11 protein-coding genes are annotated in these 15349 nt (G+C 55.4%); 2 read left to right on the forward strand and 9 right to left on the reverse strand.

Annotated elements, in window-relative coordinates; all coding sequences use genetic code 11:
- Nucleotides 1–48: 48 nt before the first annotated feature.
- Nucleotides 49–492 (forward strand): NUDIX hydrolase, encoded by a 444-nt coding sequence (locus tag AC0TNJ_RS21470; RefSeq protein ID WP_473772318.1) that lies wholly within the window; start codon nt 49–51, stop codon nt 490–492.
- A 20-nt stretch (nt 493–512) separates the two neighbouring features.
- Here AC0TNJ_RS21470 and AC0TNJ_RS21475 read toward each other — a convergent pair whose 3' ends face one another.
- From AC0TNJ_RS21475 to putA, 5 genes are all read right to left on the reverse strand, one after another.
- Nucleotides 513–1313, reverse strand: a complete 801-nt coding sequence (locus tag AC0TNJ_RS21475) for an inositol monophosphatase family protein (RefSeq protein ID WP_473772319.1) — start codon at nt 1311–1313, stop codon at nt 513–515.
- Between the two features lie 45 nt (nt 1314–1358).
- Entirely contained in the window at nt 1359–2420 is a 1062-nt protein-coding gene (locus AC0TNJ_RS21480; protein ID WP_473772320.1) for an ABC transporter ATP-binding protein, read from the reverse strand.
- Complete coding sequence (locus AC0TNJ_RS21485; RefSeq protein WP_473772321.1) at nt 2417–4642, reverse strand: ABC transporter permease; 2226 nt, start codon at nt 4640–4642, stop codon at nt 2417–2419. The genes AC0TNJ_RS21480 and AC0TNJ_RS21485 overlap by 4 nt, the downstream gene beginning before the upstream one ends.
- Before the next feature lie 155 nt (nt 4643–4797).
- Nucleotides 4798–5823, reverse strand: a complete 1026-nt coding sequence (locus AC0TNJ_RS21490; protein ID WP_473772322.1) for an ABC transporter substrate-binding protein — start codon at nt 5821–5823, stop codon at nt 4798–4800.
- A gap of 231 nt (nt 5824–6054) precedes the next feature.
- Nucleotides 6055–9738, reverse strand: coding sequence for a trifunctional transcriptional regulator/proline dehydrogenase/L-glutamate gamma-semialdehyde dehydrogenase (putA, locus tag AC0TNJ_RS21495; protein ID WP_473772323.1), 3684 nt, complete (start codon nt 9736–9738; stop codon nt 6055–6057).
- A gap of 162 nt (nt 9739–9900) precedes the next feature.
- Here putA and AC0TNJ_RS21500 point away from each other — a divergent pair, with 162 nt between their 5' ends.
- Complete coding sequence (locus AC0TNJ_RS21500; protein WP_473772324.1) at nt 9901–10395, forward strand: Lrp/AsnC family transcriptional regulator; 495 nt, start codon at nt 9901–9903, stop codon at nt 10393–10395.
- A 140-nt stretch (nt 10396–10535) separates the two neighbouring features.
- Here AC0TNJ_RS21500 and efeO (AC0TNJ_RS21505) read toward each other — a convergent pair whose 3' ends face one another.
- The 4 genes from efeO (AC0TNJ_RS21505) to efeU all read right to left on the reverse strand — a co-directional run bounded on the left by efeO (AC0TNJ_RS21505) (nt 10536) and on the right by efeU (nt 14777).
- Entirely contained in the window at nt 10536–11363 is an 828-nt protein-coding gene (gene efeO / locus AC0TNJ_RS21505) for an iron uptake system protein EfeO (protein ID WP_473772325.1), read from the reverse strand.
- Between the two features lie 62 nt (nt 11364–11425).
- A complete protein-coding gene (gene efeB, locus AC0TNJ_RS21510; protein WP_473772326.1) occupies nt 11426–12733 on the reverse strand; it encodes an iron uptake transporter deferrochelatase/peroxidase subunit in 1308 nt (435 codons plus the stop codon).
- Nucleotides 12733–13923, reverse strand: a complete 1191-nt coding sequence (gene efeO / locus AC0TNJ_RS21515) for an iron uptake system protein EfeO (RefSeq protein WP_473772327.1) — start codon at nt 13921–13923, stop codon at nt 12733–12735. The genes efeB and efeO (AC0TNJ_RS21515) overlap by 1 nt, the downstream gene beginning before the upstream one ends.
- A gap of 11 nt (nt 13924–13934) precedes the next feature.
- A complete protein-coding gene (gene efeU / locus AC0TNJ_RS21520) occupies nt 13935–14777 on the reverse strand; it encodes an iron uptake transporter permease EfeU (RefSeq protein WP_473772328.1) in 843 nt (280 codons plus the stop codon).
- Nucleotides 14778–15349: the final 572 nt, after the last annotated feature.

A 15349-nucleotide genomic window follows, 5' to 3' on the forward strand; every position in this document is an offset into this window, starting at 1 on the left:
GTCGGCAGGTCTATAGACGGCTTGCCGATTTTACTGAGGGAGAACCAATTGAACGAGCGGGTGCGCTTTCAGCTTTCGTCTGCGGTTTTTATCATTCTGACACGTGGACCAGAAATCTGCATGTTGCGGCGAAAAACAACTGGTTGGATGGACGGTTCGTTCAGCATTCCAGCCGGAGGACTGGAAGCAGGCGAAACAATACGCTTAGCAGCGGCACGCGAAGCGTACGAAGAGATCGGCATAACTATAGCGCCAGAAACCCTGCAACCCGTCCATACACTGCATAGCTTGACTGCTGGCAACCAGTGGCTCGGCCATTTCTTCCGTGCTGAAGAATGGATCGGCACACCTACCCTATGTGAACCTGACAAGCATGCCGATCTGGAATGGAGAACTCTGGACAATCTGCCAGAGACTACCATTCCGTACGTTCGGCAAGCACTCCTCTGCTCCGCCCGAGGCGAACTCTATTCAGAATATGGATGGAAGTGAAATTCCGGAGAGATCGCCTCCTATAGACGGGCCACTTTCTTGAGATCATCGATCGCACCAGGCGCTGCCACGAAAACCTTGTTACCCTTGGTGAGTTTTTCTCCGTCGACCGGAAAAGGATGCGCATAACCGCCCGCCTCGCGCACGAGACAGAAGCCCGCCATGCAATCCCAGGCATGCATATGAGGCTCATAATATCCGACGAGCCTGCCCGCTGCGACGTAAGCAATCATCAGCGCACCGGAACCATTGCGGATAAAGGTTCCGCCCGCCTCAAGCAGGTCTTCCACGATTTTTGCCACGACTTGCGGCGTAACATAGTTGTTGGCACCGATACCCGTCACCGAATTGCGGATCGTGCGGCTCGGATCGAGAACCAGCTCCTTTCCATCAAGTGTAGCGCCCAGACCTTTGGCTGAAGCGTAGAGCTCGTCAAAACACGGGGCCTGGATTACGCCGATGACGGGCTCGCCTTCTTTCAGAACGGCAATGGAAACGCACCAGTTCGGCATGCCATTGACGAAAGGACTGGTGCCATCAATGGGATCAACGACCCAGGTGTACCCTGACGTGCCTTCGTTCAACCCGTATTCCTCTCCCAGAAAACCGTCTTGAGGAAACGTTTCCGACACGCGAGCGCGGATAAGCTGCTCGACGTCCCTGTCGGCAATCGATACCACATCCTGCGGATCGCGCTTGGTTTCGATAACCAGCGTTTCACGCTGATTGAAATAGTCGAGCGCTTTGGCGCCCGCCTCGCGCGCGATCTTTTCGGCCAGCGCCAGCCGCGCTTCCAGTTCCTGTCGGGGATGAGAAGTCATGATGATTTTCCGGTAAGAGTTGGTAACGGCACGACGCTTCTGCGCCTATTGATTGATTATGGCAAGGCCGCGGGTTTTGAACTCAATGGAGACGTCGGTTTGCGGTGGCAGCGCCTCTTCGACCGCTGGATCGACAATGAAAAGCTTGCCGTGTTCGGTCTCGATTTCATACTCGATGTGATCTCCGAGATAGGCTGAATGTGCAACACGTCCGGGGAAACCGCCATTGGTTTTTGGTTGCAGCGTCACAGCGTTGGGACGAATTGCAAGCTGCGCCGGTCCGGGTCTGGCATTACGTGCGGCAATCCGGTGGGTCAGACCGCCGACACGAATAACGGCCTCGGCGCCGTCCGCCGTCATCACCTCACATGGAACGACATTCGCTTCTCCCATGAAATCCGCGATAAAAGCTGATGCCGGTGCCTCATAGAGATCACGGGGACTTCCCTTCTGTGCGATATTGCCCTCCTTCATCACGATGATTGTGTCGGAGACGGCCAGCGCCTCGTCCTGATCATGCGTCACATAGACGGCCGTAAAACCGAGCCGTTGCTGCAACTCGCGAATTTCAGTACGCACCCGACGACGCAAGCGAGCGTCGAGATTCGAGAGTGGCTCATCCAGAAGCAGAACCTGTGGCTCCAGCACAAGGGCTCGGGCTACAGCGACGCGCTGCTGTTGGCCGCCCGACAATTCCGCCGGCAGGCGGTGCCCCATTCCTGCAAGACCGACGAGCTTCAGCCCTTCTTCTGCACGTTCGCGCGCTTCGGCCTTCTTCAAGCCAGAGGATTCCAGCCCATAGGCCACGTTGTCCAGCGAACTCATATGCGGAAAGAGCGCGTAGGACTGGAAGACCATAGACACATCACGCTCATTGGCCGGCAGATTGGTCACATCCTTGCCGCCAATCAGGATACGGCCAGACGTAGGATGTTCGAGCCCGGCCAGCAACCGCAAGGTTGTCGTCTTGCCGCAACCGGATGGCCCAAGGAGCGTCACCAGCGTTCCCGGCTCGACGGTCAGTGACAGATCGGGCAAGGCGGTGAAATTACCGAATTTCTTGGTGACATTCTCAAATGTAACGGAGCCGGGACGGATCGCAGTCATGCGGTTTTCTCCTGACGAACAGTTTTGATGGGCGTGGCAGCAGCGACACGGTTTTCGCGCCTGAGCTTGCGTTCACCCACGAGAAGCTGGAAGCCTGTAATGACGACGATCATCACGACAATCAGCATCGATGAATATGCAATCGCCACGCCGAATTCACCGTTTTCGACCAGACCGACGATATAGGACGTCGCCATGTTGTATTGTGCCGACACAAGGAAAATCACCGCGCTGATGGACGTGATGGCGCGCACAAAGGAATAAACCAGCGCTGCCGTGATCGCCGGACGCAGCAACGGAAGAATGACCTTACGGATCGTGCGGAAACTGTTCGCCCGCAACGTTAGGGACGCTTCATCAAGGCTTTTGTCGAGCTGGCTCATGGCTGCAATCCCGCCCCGCACGCCCACCGGCATGTTGCGAAACACAAAACATGCGATCAGGACCAGCGCCGTGCCTGTCATTTCAAGCGGTGGCAGGTTGAACGCCATGATATAGCTGACACCGATGACGGTTCCAGGAATGGCGAAGCTCAACATCAGGGCAAATTCGAAGACATTACGCCCGACGAAACGCTGGCGAACAATCAGATAAGCCGTCAGCAAACCCACTGCCGCAGTCAGCGGGGCTGAGAGCAGCGAAATTTCCATGGTTGTCCAGAACGAGTTCCATGCCACGCCGGTCCATGCGATACCGTTTTCGGTCCAGTTGACGGAGAATGCACGCGCGTAATGCTCAACCGTCAGTGTATTGTCGAGCCCCCACTGCCGTACGAAACCGCCAATAAGGATCATCGCATAAACAACGATAGTGAAAATCATCCACGGGATGACAAGAGCATAAACGCCGATCTTCAACCCTTTTGGCAGCCCGGCATGCATGCCGGAATCGCCCTTGCCGGTCACCGTCGCGAAATTCTTGCCCGAGAGCCATACGCGCTGGATAAGAAATGCGGTGAGTGTGAAACAGAGCAGCACGATAGCGAGAACCGCCGCACGGGAAGGATCGTTCTGCGCGCCCACCACGGCAAAGAATATTTCAGTCGAAAGCACACCATTGCTGCCTCCGAGGACCATCGGATTGCCAAAATCCGCCATGCTTTCAATGAATGCAATGAGAAATGCGTTGGCAAGGCCTGGCGCCATCAGAGGCAGAGAAACCCTGCGAAAAGTCCGCCAGCGATCGGCGCGCAAAGTTTGCGATGCCTCTTCCATCGAGGGTGACACGCCTTCCACAACGCCGATAAGCACGAGGAAGGAAATCGGTGTGAAAGACAGAACCTGTGCAATCCATATGCCCGTCAGCCCATAGAGCCACCGTCCCGGTTCTACGCCGAATATATTGGAAATCTGTTCCGTCACCACACCTGCGCGACCAAAAAGCAAAGTCAATGCAAGGCCGACAACGAAAGGCGGTGTGATGATCGGCAATATGGTAAGAAGTCGGAGGCCTTTCTTGAAAGGGAAACCTGTGCGGGTTGCGACAAGGGCAAAGGCAAGCCCCAGCACAGTCGATCCCGTCGCGGTCATCAGCGCCAGCCACAATGTGCGCCACGCAACGCCACACCGTCCTTCACCGACAACACAGGCCAGGCTCCAGATCGAAGAATCCTGGATATTACCTATGAAACCATCTGGCTTGAACGAACCGTCGAAATCCTGCACCGACCCGACAAACATGCTGAGAACAGGATAGAAGACAAATACAGCCACCAGTGCGACAAGCAGAGTAATGGACGAGACAACAAAAGCGTCTCCTTTCATCACGCCGCGTTCCGCGACACCAAACGCAAAAATGAGCAGGAAACAAAGCCCCGTCAGTATCGCCCCTGCCCCAAAGGCTGGCTGACCATCGGCAAGTGCGCCGAACAGTTTCTCACTAATCGTCCAGTTCCAGCCCGAGAATCCGATGGCCAATCCTTGCAGGCTCAAAAAAAGCAAGCCGAGAAGGCTCGCGCAGATCATGGCCCCACTGCGACGTTCAACCGGGAGCAAAAAGCGGGAAGCAGCACAGACCAACATGAATACAGCGACAGCCCCCAGCCACGGGCGTCCGAAAAAGAATATCTGCCACAGGCCGGGTGCAGTTGCCCCATCGCCGAACATTCCGTCCAGCCAGCCGAAACTCAGAAAACCGTCCTCCACGCGATACCACGGCAACAAGACAAATGCCGCAAGCGCAAGTGCCAGAACGATATCCAGTCTGCGATTATGCTGTTTCATGGATGTCCGCGTCCCTCCAGATCGGGGATTTCCAAGGAATGGCTACAGGCTCCGGCTCCAGCTTATTTCAGGAGTACCGCTACTCTGTTCCGCCATTCGGAACAGGTGCGACGCATAACAAGAGCGGCGCACCCGGATTTCAGGCCGTAGAAAGATCAGTTGGCGTGCGCGCCGATCTCCTTGTCCCAGCGCTCAAGCAATTCCTTGCGCTTGGCCGGTTCGCCATAGGTCTTGAAGTCATAATCGATCAGCTTGATATCTTCGAAGCGCGGGGATTCCTTTGGAACCTCGGCCGATTTGTTCGACGGCAACTGGAAGGACTTCGCATCCTTCATATGCGACTGCACTTCTGCGGTCAGCGCCCAGTCGTACCACTTCTTGGCATTTTCGAGATTCTTGGCGCCCTTGACGATCGACATGGAGCCGATCTCGTAACCCGTGCCTTCACATGGAGCAACCGACTTGACCGGGAAGCCTTCCGCCGTCATCGACACCGCATCATGCATAAAGACGATCCCGATCCCGGTTTCGCCGCGCGCGGCGGATTTGACCGGAGCCGAGCCGGATTTGGTGTATTGCGATACATTCTCGTTGAGCTTCTTCAGATATTCATAGGCCTTATCTTCGCCCATGATCTGCACCAGCGTAGCCAGCGCCGTATAGGCCGTGCCCGAAGAATTCGGGTTGGCCATCTGGATTTCGCCCTTATAGGAAGGGTCCAGAAGATCGGCCCAGCATTTCGGCTCTTTCAGGTTTTTCTTGGCCAGAATATCAGTGTTGTAACCCCAACCAAGCGCACCGGCATAAACACCAACCGTGCGGAATCCGGAGCTTTCGGCCTGCTTTTTGGCCCAATCATTCAACTGGTCGAGCATGGGCGATTTATATTCGAGCGTAAGTCCCTCAGCCGCAGCCTGTAGATGTGGATCGCCGGTGCCAGCCCACCAGATATCGGTCTTTGGATTACGCGCTTCCGCCCTTACCTTGGCATAAGTTTCGCCGGAAGAAAGCCGCACCATGTTGACCTTGATGCCGGTATCCTTCTCGAACATGTTCTTCATCTGCTCGCAGATAACCACATCCGCAGAACAAATGAGATTGAGATTGCCTGCGGCCTGCGCAGAAAAAGCAAATGAAAATACGCCAGCGGACAGCGCCGCAACCAGAAATGCCGAACGCATTGTTTTCCTCCCTTTATACGGCGCCTCCACGCCGACGCTTTTGCAAGCGTGTGCACAGTCTTTGCCTTTTATGAAAGCCTGTCAATGCCTTTGTAAATTTTATTCTGAAATTATAAAAAATAATTCAATCATTCTGTTTTGAGCCATCATTTGCACAGCCATGCAAATCTGTACCGGCAAAAGAAAAAGGCGGCCGAAGCCGCCTTTCTGCTCTTTCCGATGCCTATGCGATCAGCCAATTGCCATCAGGCTGGCATTTCCGCCGGCAGCGGTCGTATTAATAGAAGTTGAAACTTCTTCCAGAAGCCAATTAAGGCAATAGGTGTCCGGGTTGTTTGCCAGTTCTTCCGAGGAAGCCGCTTGCGTCAGAACCAATGGCCCCGGAAGCGTTGCGATCTTCTTGTTGATCTCCACGATGCATTCAGAGTCTCCTTCAACAAGCGCACCGGCAAATGGTGCATCGGATTCCCAGTTATTGGTCCAGATCGTGCGCGCTGCCACAGAAGCCGGAATATCTTTCAGAACATTCCGCAAGCCCGAGGTCTCGTCAATATAGGCGTTATTGCCCGTAGCTAGTGCCGCAGTCATCTGGCGATAAAGTCCTGTTTCCGTCTGCGGAACCAGCAGGATATTTCCGCGTGGATGCAACGCATAAAGATTGCGCTCACCGACCGGCCCCGGCAGTTCAAGATCAAGACCGAGAGCCGAAGCGCCACCGGTGTCGCGTGCAGCTTGAGCAAGATCGTTCATGCCACGCTGGCCAAGCCATTTGGCAAAATCCTTGAGCGCCGGATCGGTGTGAACCGAACTATGACGCGGCGGGATCGGCGCCGTTTCCACGAGGCGTCCGAGATAGAGCGGGCCACCCGCCTTCGGGCCGGTGCCAGACAGGCCGCGCCCGCCGAAAGGCTGCACGCCGACAATCGCGCCAATGACATTCCGGTTGATATAGATGTTCCCGACACGGATACGATCCGCGACATTTGCGATGGTTTCGTCAAGGCGGGTATGCAGACCAAAAGTAAGCCCGTAACCAGTTGCGTTGATGTCGTCGATCAGACGCTCCATGTCATCGCGCTTGTAACGCACAACATGCAAAACCGGACCAAAGACTTCCCGCTTGAGATCGCGAAGCGAGTTGATCTCGATGATGGTCGGCGCGACGAAAGTGCCCTTCTCGGTTTCGGGTCCAAGCGGAAGCTGTTCCACCTTGCGGCCAAGGTCGCGCATGCCCTGAACATGTTTTTCGATGATGTTTTTGGCTTCATCAGTAATAACCGGGCCAATATCGACCTTCAGCCTGTCGGTGCGACCGATGGAGAGTTCCTTCAATGCGCCTTTGAGCATGGTGAGGATGCGGTCAGCCACGTCTTCCTGGAGGCAGAGAACGCGCAGCGCCGAACAACGCTGACCGGCGCTGTCGAATGCGGATGCAATCACGTCGAAGACGACCTGCTCTGCCAAGGCAGATGAATCCACGATCATGGCGTTCTGACCGCCGGTTTCGGCAATCAGCGGGATCGGCTTGCCATTTGGCAGCAGGCGCGATGCCAGCTGCGCCTGAATGAGACGCGCCACTTCCGTCGAACCCGTGAACATCACACCGCATGTTTCTTCGGCGGCAACCAGTGCCGCCCCGATACGGCCATCGCCCGGCAGAAGCTGGAGCGCATCAGCCGGAATGCCAGCCTCATGCAAGATGCGGACGCCCTGTGCTGCAATGAGCGGAGTTTCTTCGGCGGGCTTCGCCAGAACCGGATTGCCCGCGACGAGAGCGGCGGCAATCTGGCCAGTGAAGATCGCCAGCGGGAAATTCCACGGGCTGATGCAGACAATAGGCCCCAGCGCCTTATGGGCAACGCCCAAGGTGCGGCGGGCCTGTTCAGCATAATAGCGCAGGAAGTCGATGGCTTCGCGCACTTCGGCAATCGCGTTTGGCATGGATTTGCCGGCTTCGCGCATGATGAGACCAAGCAGAACTGGCATATCACGCTGCATAATGTCGGCTGCGCGTTCAAGACAGGCCGCACGTTCAGCAGGCGCAACCGCCGACCAGCTTGCCGTTGCGTTCTTTGCCGACTTCATGGCTTTGGCTACGTCTGCTTCGGCGATCTCAGTCACCGTGCCGACAATATCGTTACGATCACCTGGATTGAGAACAGGACGGCTGGTTCCCTTCACCTTGGCGCCAGCAACTTGCGGCTCCGACGTCCATGCACGATTGGTGCTGTCTTCCAGAGTTTTGCTCAGTTCCGCCAGCGTGGTCTCGTTTGACAGGTCAAAACCATCGGAATTCCTACGAACGCCATAGAGATTTTCCGGCAGTGCAATCTGGTCGTGGCGTGCGCCGATAACAGCCATGGAGCGAACGACCTCAACCGGATCGGAGATCAGCTCATTGACGGAAACACTTGCATCACCGATGCGGTTGACGAAGGAGGAGTTCGCACCGTTTTCGAGAAGGCGACGAACCAGATAAGCCAGCAGCGTCTCGTGCGTGCCGACTGGCGCGTAAATGCGAGCCGGGCGACCAAGCTTATCGGCGCCGACAACTTCATCATAAAGCGGCTCACCCATGCCATGCAGGCACTGGAACTCGAACTTGCCGGTTTTGAAATCCGGGCCAGCCAGATGATAGATGGTGGCCAACGTCTGCGCATTGTGGGTTGCAAACTGCGGGAAAACGGCATCGGTCGCGGCAAGGAGCTTGCGGGCACAGGCGATGTAGGAAACATCGGTATGCACCTTGCGGGTATAAACCGGAAAATCTTCCAGCCCATCCACCTGAGCACGTTTGATCTCGGCATCCCAATAAGCGCCCTTGACCAGACGAACCATGACGCGCCGCTTGTTCTGTCGCGCAAGATCGATGATGAAATCGAGCACGAACGGGCAACGCTTGCCATAGGCCTGCACCACGAAACCGATGCCTTCCCAATCTGCCAGTTCCGGGTCTTCGATCAGGCTCTGCAACAGGTCAAGCGACAGCTCCAGACGGTCAGCTTCTTCGGCATCGATATTAAGGCCGATATTATAGGACTTGGCGATGGCAGCGAGTGCCTTCACCTTGGGCAAAAGTTCGCCCATCACGCGCTCGCTCTGGGAGCGGACATAACGCGGGTGCAGAGCGGACAGCTTGATGGAAATACCGGGGCCGTCATAAATGCCACGGCCAGCCGATGCACGGCCTATGGCGTGGATTGCGGTCTCGTAATCCTTGTAATAGCGCTCGGCGTCGGCGGCAGTCGTCGCGGCCTCACCCAGCATGTCGTAGGAATAGCGAAAGCCTCGTTCTTCCAGCGGCTTAGCGCGTTTCAATGCTTCTTCGATGGTTTCGCCGGTGACGAACTGTTCGCCCATCATGCGCATGGCCATGTCCACGCCGCGACGAATGACTGGTTCACCGCAACGGGCGATGAGGCGAGTGAGAGCTGCCGATAGGCCACGATCGTTGACCGTATTCGTCAGCTTGCCAGTGACGACAAGACCCCAGGTCGCAGCATTGACGAAAAGCGAACGCCCTCCGCCGATGTGAGACTTCCAGTCGCCATTCGAAATCTTGTCGCGGATCAGCGCGTCGCGCGTCGCCATGTCGGGAATGCGCAGCAGAGCTTCGGCAAGGCACATCAGCGCCACGCCTTCCTGGCTCGACAGCGAATATTCATGCACCAGACCTTCAACGCCGGTGCCCTTGTGCTTGGCGCGCAGCGCTTCGATCAGCTTGCGGGCGGTAGTGCGGATTTGCTTGACTGTTTCTTCCGGCAAGGTTGCCTGTGCGACCAATGCGGAAACGCATTCGGATTCGGGCCGACGATAAGCGGCGGTAATCGCCTGCCTTAGCGCATTTTGCTCGCGGATCGGCGGCGCAAAATTCTGGAAAACCGGATTGGTGGGAGCGGGTATGGTGTCGGTCATGATGCTATGCTCGCAAATGAAAACAGCCCAGAGCGTCTGTGCACAGTTTAGCTCTGCTTTATGTGGGCGCACACTATCATTTGTACAAATTGCGTTCTGCCTTCATTTGCTCCATATAAAGGAAAAACGATCTTATTACAGACCTATCAGAAGGCTAAAAGAATGCGACAAATAGACTCTGTGGACGATTTGGATCAGTTCGATCGGCGTATTCTGGAGGTCTTGAGTGAAGATGGGCGCATTCCAGTCACGGAGCTCTCGAAAAAAGTCGGGCTCTCCAAGACACCGTGCCAGGCCAGACTGAAAAGATTGGTCGATGAAGGCTATATTGTCGGCTTCCGTGCGGCCATTGACCCGGAAAAGCTCGGTCTCGATCATATCGCCTTTACGACGGTCAAGCTGTCGGACACACGCGAGGCGGCGCTTGAAGCGTTCAATGTGGCGGTGCGCAAAATACGCGAAGTCGAGGAATGCCACATGATCGCAAGCTCTTTCGACTATCTCCTGAAAGTGCGAACGTCCAACATCCGGCGTTACCGCGAGGTGCTGGGCGAAAAGATTTCGAGCCTGCCCAATGTGGCAAGCACGTCGACTTTCGTGGTGATGGAATCCGTGAAGGACAACCGCCCGGTCAGGGTTTATCCAGGCGCGTTATGATCGCTCTTATATTGGCTCGTCGGCATGCTAGAGCGGTTCCTGTTTTAACGGAATCGTCGGAACCGCTCTATCCATTTGTTTTTTATGCAGTGATTCAGAAGTAAAAATGGCGAGTCACCCCGCCATTTTATTTTATCTATTTAGTTCAAGCCGAGTGTACCGCGCAGAGTGGATAAATCCTCTGCCAGCGTGGTCACAGGACCAGCCAGCGCCTTGCGATCGTCGTCGGAAAGCTTGTCATAAGACTCGTAACCGTCGCCCTTCTTGTACTTGGCGAGAATATCATCAACCGTCTTGAAGTTGGCTTCCACCTTCGTCACGAGGTCCGGGTTTTCCTTTTGCAGCAGAGGTTTGAACAGCTCAACGATCTTCTGCGCGCCATCCACATTGGCCTTGAAATCCCACAGGTCCGTATGGCTGTAACGATCTTCCTCACCGGAAATCTTGGTAGCGGCTACTTCTTCAAGCAGGGCAGCAGCGCCGCCGACTACCTTTTCCGGCGGAACGGTAAGGTCTTTTACGCGCTTTTGGAGTTCCAGCACGTCTGCGTAGAGCTTGTCGGCGACCGGAGCGAGCCCTTCGCTTGAATTCTGCGCAAACAAGCCATACTCGATGCGATGAAATCCGGTGAAATCTTCCGACTTCTCGCCATTTTCATGGTCGTCAGCGCGGCTATCGATCGAAGCGTCGAGATCAGCGAAGAGTTCGGCGATTGGTTCGATCTTCTCGTAGGAGACACGAGTGGAGGGATAAAGCTCCTTGGCCTTTTCCAGATCGCCTGCCTTGACCGCATCCGTGAAAGCCTGGGTGTCTTTTACCAGGATATCAAGGTTTTCCTGCACGTAGATCTTGTAGTCAGCGATCGGCTGAACAAGATCCAGCGGAGATACTTCGGCCTTGGCTGCGCCGAAGCTGAGCGAAATTGCGACGGCGCAAGCCGATGCAAGCAATGGCAGACGATACTTCATATTTAGCCTCTCCATGTCGGCGCATTCCGAGGAATACGCGTTAATAAAATTTGGTCGCGATCTCACCCGCGGGCATTTTGCGGACCGCTGGCCTCCAAAAGTGCGCGCGCGTAGTAGTCCTTGTGATCTTGAACACCCGGCAGCGCGAAGAAATACCCGCCCCCAATGGGTTTCAGATATTCTTCCAGAGGCTCACCGTTGAGCCGGTTCTGAACCGTGATGAAGCCCTTTTCCAGATCGGCCTGATAGGCGATGAAGAGGAGGCCCATATCAAGTTGGCCCGATTTACTGACGCCGTTGGAATAGTTGAATGGACGACGCAGAATGAGGTGCTGATCAGCATTTGCATCGCGCGGATTTGCCAGACGAATATGCGAGTCGAGCGGCGTTACCTTGCCGTCGGCGTCTTTCGCGTAATCGGGAACGTCGGTCTCGGTTTTTCCGTCGAATGGCGCTCCGCTATCCTTGCGGCGCCCGAAAATCGCTTCCTGCTCCTGCAGCGGGGTGCGGTCCCAGCGCTCCACGAAATTGCGAATGATACGCACGGCCATATAGCTGCCATTGGTCGCCCAATCCGGCTCTGCATTTTGCTTCCCCACCCAGACGATACGGTTCATCAACGCTTCATCGGAGGAATCCGGGTTGGCGGAGCCATCGCGAAAGCCGAGGAAATTCCGGGCGCTTTCTTTTGCCTTGGGGGAATGCGGAGGCTGTACCGGAACGCTTCCTTCCTGTTTCCAGCGCACCATCAGAAGATCAGGCATGTTCTTCATAATGTCCCGCAAAGCATGGATATTCGTATCCGGCGTATTCGAGCAGAACTGAATTACAAGGTCCCCATGGCAGATGTCCTTTTGCAAGGCATCGTTGGGAAAACCTGTCATGCGCTGTAGAAGTTTCGGCTTCAACGGCTTCAAGCCAAAACGATCATCGAATAATGACGAGCCGAGCGCGACCGTGACAGTGAGATTATCCGGGGTGACGACCGGACCGAGAATACCGGAATCCGATGGCGGAAATTTCGCATCCAGCACCGGCGGCCTTCCGCCCTTCATCAAGAATTCCGCGCGCTCGGTGAGCAGCTTGAACATGCGCTCAAGTTCAGCGCGGTCGCGCGCCAGCACATCGAAAGAAGCAACGAGACCAGCCGCGGGGCGTGGCGTCACGATGCCCGGCTGATGCTGCCCGTAAAAAGGCTGGCTTTCGTGCAGCTTTTCGCTTTCCGGCGCATTGGTTACATTGTCGGAGGAAAGCGCTTGTGCCGACTGTGGAGCAAGCACGCCTGCAACACCAGTTGCTCCGGCACCGAGCAGCAATGCGCGGCGTGAAGGTGAAACAGGATTATCTGTTTTCAAAAATTTCTTGGTCACTAATTCACTCCCAATTGATCGCGGAGTTTAGAGAATTGGGCGGCGAGCGAAGCGGCGCCCTCCTTGATCTTCGCCTTTTCATCAGACGAGAGATTGTCATAGGCCTTGAAACCATTGCCTTCGGCATTGGCGCTCAAGAGAGCTTTCACCGCAGCCAGTTCCTTGTCGATGCCTTCAAAAGCCTTCGCATCGACTTTGTCCACGATGGGCCGCAACACATTTGCCGTCTTGGCCGCGCCTTCAACGAGCCCGGCGAAAGCGTACAGATCAGTGTGGGCATAACGGTCTTCGCCGGTATCGCCCGCCGCCGAAGCAAAACGATTAAGCGCCGATGCGGTGCCAGCCAGCATGCGATCCGGCGAAATACGCAGAGCGCGAATACGCTCCTTCAGCGCGCCCGCATCCTGGGCCAACTTGTCCGAAACCGGGGCCAGATCATCTGCCGATTTCTGCTCGAACAGCCCATATTCGATACGATGCAGGCCGCCGAAAGCAGCGTCCTGCTCCCGCTTTTCGAAATAATCCGCGCGCGCATTGATAGCGGTATCGAGATCAGAGAACGCCTCCGAAACAGGGGCAATACGTCCATAGGCCTCTCGTGCAGGGCCATAGGCAGCTTGTGCGGCATCAAGATTTCCGCTCGCTATTGCTGCGGAAAGCGCCGCAACTGCTTTCTGGAATTCAGCCACTTCGGTTGCGAGATAGATCTGATATTCAGCCAGCGCCCCGATGAAAGCAGTAAGCGGAAGCTTGCCCTTCTCCGCTTCGCTGGCGGCGGTCGCAGTTACGGTCAACTTGCCCCGAGGATTGGACAGAAGCCCACAGGTAATCTGGTATTCGCCCGGCGCCAGCTTCGCAGTGATTGTCTGTTTGAAACCCGGCGCGATGTTTTCACGTTCTTCAAGAACCATCACTCCGTCAAGAATTTCCCATTCCACGGTGCGATCCGACTTGTTTATGATTTCGAACACCGAACGCCCGGCAGGAACGGTCAGCTCATTCGGCTCGCAGCTTTTTGCATTGATTGCGACTTGTACCTTGCCATCCACTTCTGCATGGCGGGCCTTGTCCGACACGCGAGATGCATAAAAGAACGCAGCGCCCGCAGCAAAAAGCAGCAGTACGGCGAGAGCCAGCCCGATGCGGACCAGGTTACGTGACATGGGTTCAGCAGACTTCGAATTCGTCATGAAAATCTCTTTTATTGTGCGCTTGATCTGGCCTGATTGGCTGTGGCTGGGACACTTGTTGGCATCAAGAACAGAATGAGCGCCGGAACGAGAAACGCCACATAGGCAACGACTTCACTGACGGTCGGCGTTGCGATGTAGCCAAAAATGCCCGCCAGAACCGAGCCAAGTGTGCTGTCGAGCGGGAGAATGTCGCTCGCATCGAAAACGACTGCCTGGAAGTGGTTCCAGATACCTGCCTCATGCAGCGCCATGACAGAATTGGCGAGAATGCCCGCCGCGATGATCAGGATAAAGACACCGGTCCAGCGAAAGAAGCGACGGAGGTTCAGTTTCAAACCGCCTTTAAAAATGCCGTAGCCAACCGCCGCCGCGAGCAACACGCCGAGAAGCGCGCCCATCGGCGCAGCCGGTCCCTCGCTCTGCTGAAAGGCAGCCAGCAGAAAGAAGACAGATTCGAGCCCCTCGCGGGCCACCGCGAAGAAAACCATGAGAATAAGACCAAGACCTTTATGCGTCGGGGTCTGAAAAGCCGCATCGATGGAGTGGTGCAGCTCCGCCTTGATCGATCGTGCCGCCTTGCGCATCCAGAAAACCATTGAGGTCAGCACAAAGACGGCAATCAGGCCAATAATGGCCTCAAACATCTCCTGCGCTTTTTGCGGGAATTCCGCACTCAACAGCTGCAGAATTGCGCCAACCGTCAGTGACATAGCCAGAGCAAGCAGAATGCCGATCCAGACGACAGGCATCCAGGCACTACGGCCTGTCTGATGAAGATAGCTGGCGATAATGCCGACAATCAGCGCAGCTTCCACGCCTTCGCGGAACATGATGAGAAAAGGTACAAGCATTCCGACTATCCAAAAGACAGAGAAATCGGCCTGCCCCTTGGTCGCTTCTCTTTAACCCCGGCGTGAAGCCTTCGTCATTTGGTCATCTTTTATATCCGCACCGTCAGCGCCGCAAGTTAAATGAAGTTGACCAAAGCAGGAATGTTTTAGAATTATTCTAACCAATTCAGCAGTTTATAAGTGTGCGGTTCGCAGGCGGAATTAACTTACCCCCATAGAAACGATCATATACATTATTGAAATCGCGAGAAAATATGAACTTCCAACGCGCCCGTGCGTTGCTGGCAGCGCATCGCCGCGAGCTTTGCGAACTAATCAAATTAGAGAACGCCGCAATCCTCCACAGCGAGTCGCAAGCACCTGCATTATAACTAAAGATTGTTTCGATCTGGAGTACGCCCGGCCCGTCCGAGGAGTACAAACATTGACCAATAAACTGGAAAACACGGCCACATTTCAAAAAGTTTCAGAATTTTCCGAAATGGTCAAAAATTTCGTGTTTCAGGGGTTGAAGATTGGAGCAAGGTGATACATATCACAGTCACTTACCGCTGTGCCTCCTCCCATTGCGC

This window comes from Ochrobactrum sp. PL_is483, from assembly GCF_055816855.1.

Excerpts from the sequence above, each read along its gene's own strand:
- AC0TNJ_RS21485 (WP_473772321.1), bottom strand. The coding sequence starts at position 4,642 with ATGAAACAGCATAATCGCAGACTGGATATCGTTCTGGCACTTGCGCTT.
- efeO (WP_473772325.1), bottom strand. The coding sequence starts at position 11,363 with ATGAAGTATCGTCTGCCATTGCTTGCATCGGCTTGCGCCGTCGCAATT.
- efeU (WP_473772328.1), bottom strand. The coding sequence starts at position 14,777 with ATGCTTGTACCTTTTCTCATCATGTTCCGCGAAGGCGTGGAAGCTGCG.
- AC0TNJ_RS21475 (WP_473772319.1), bottom strand. The coding sequence starts at position 1,313 with ATGACTTCTCATCCCCGACAGGAACTGGAAGCGCGGCTGGCGCTGGCC.
- AC0TNJ_RS21490 (WP_473772322.1), bottom strand. The coding sequence starts at position 5,823 with ATGCGTTCGGCATTTCTGGTTGCGGCGCTGTCCGCTGGCGTATTTTCA.
- AC0TNJ_RS21500 (WP_473772324.1), top strand. The coding sequence starts at position 9,901 with ATGCGACAAATAGACTCTGTGGACGATTTGGATCAGTTCGATCGGCGT.
- efeO (WP_473772327.1), bottom strand. The coding sequence starts at position 13,923 with ATGACGAATTCGAAGTCTGCTGAACCCATGTCACGTAACCTGGTCCGC.
- AC0TNJ_RS21480 (WP_473772320.1), bottom strand. The coding sequence starts at position 2,420 with ATGACTGCGATCCGTCCCGGCTCCGTTACATTTGAGAATGTCACCAAG.
- putA (WP_473772323.1), bottom strand. The coding sequence starts at position 9,738 with ATGACCGACACCATACCCGCTCCCACCAATCCGGTTTTCCAGAATTTT.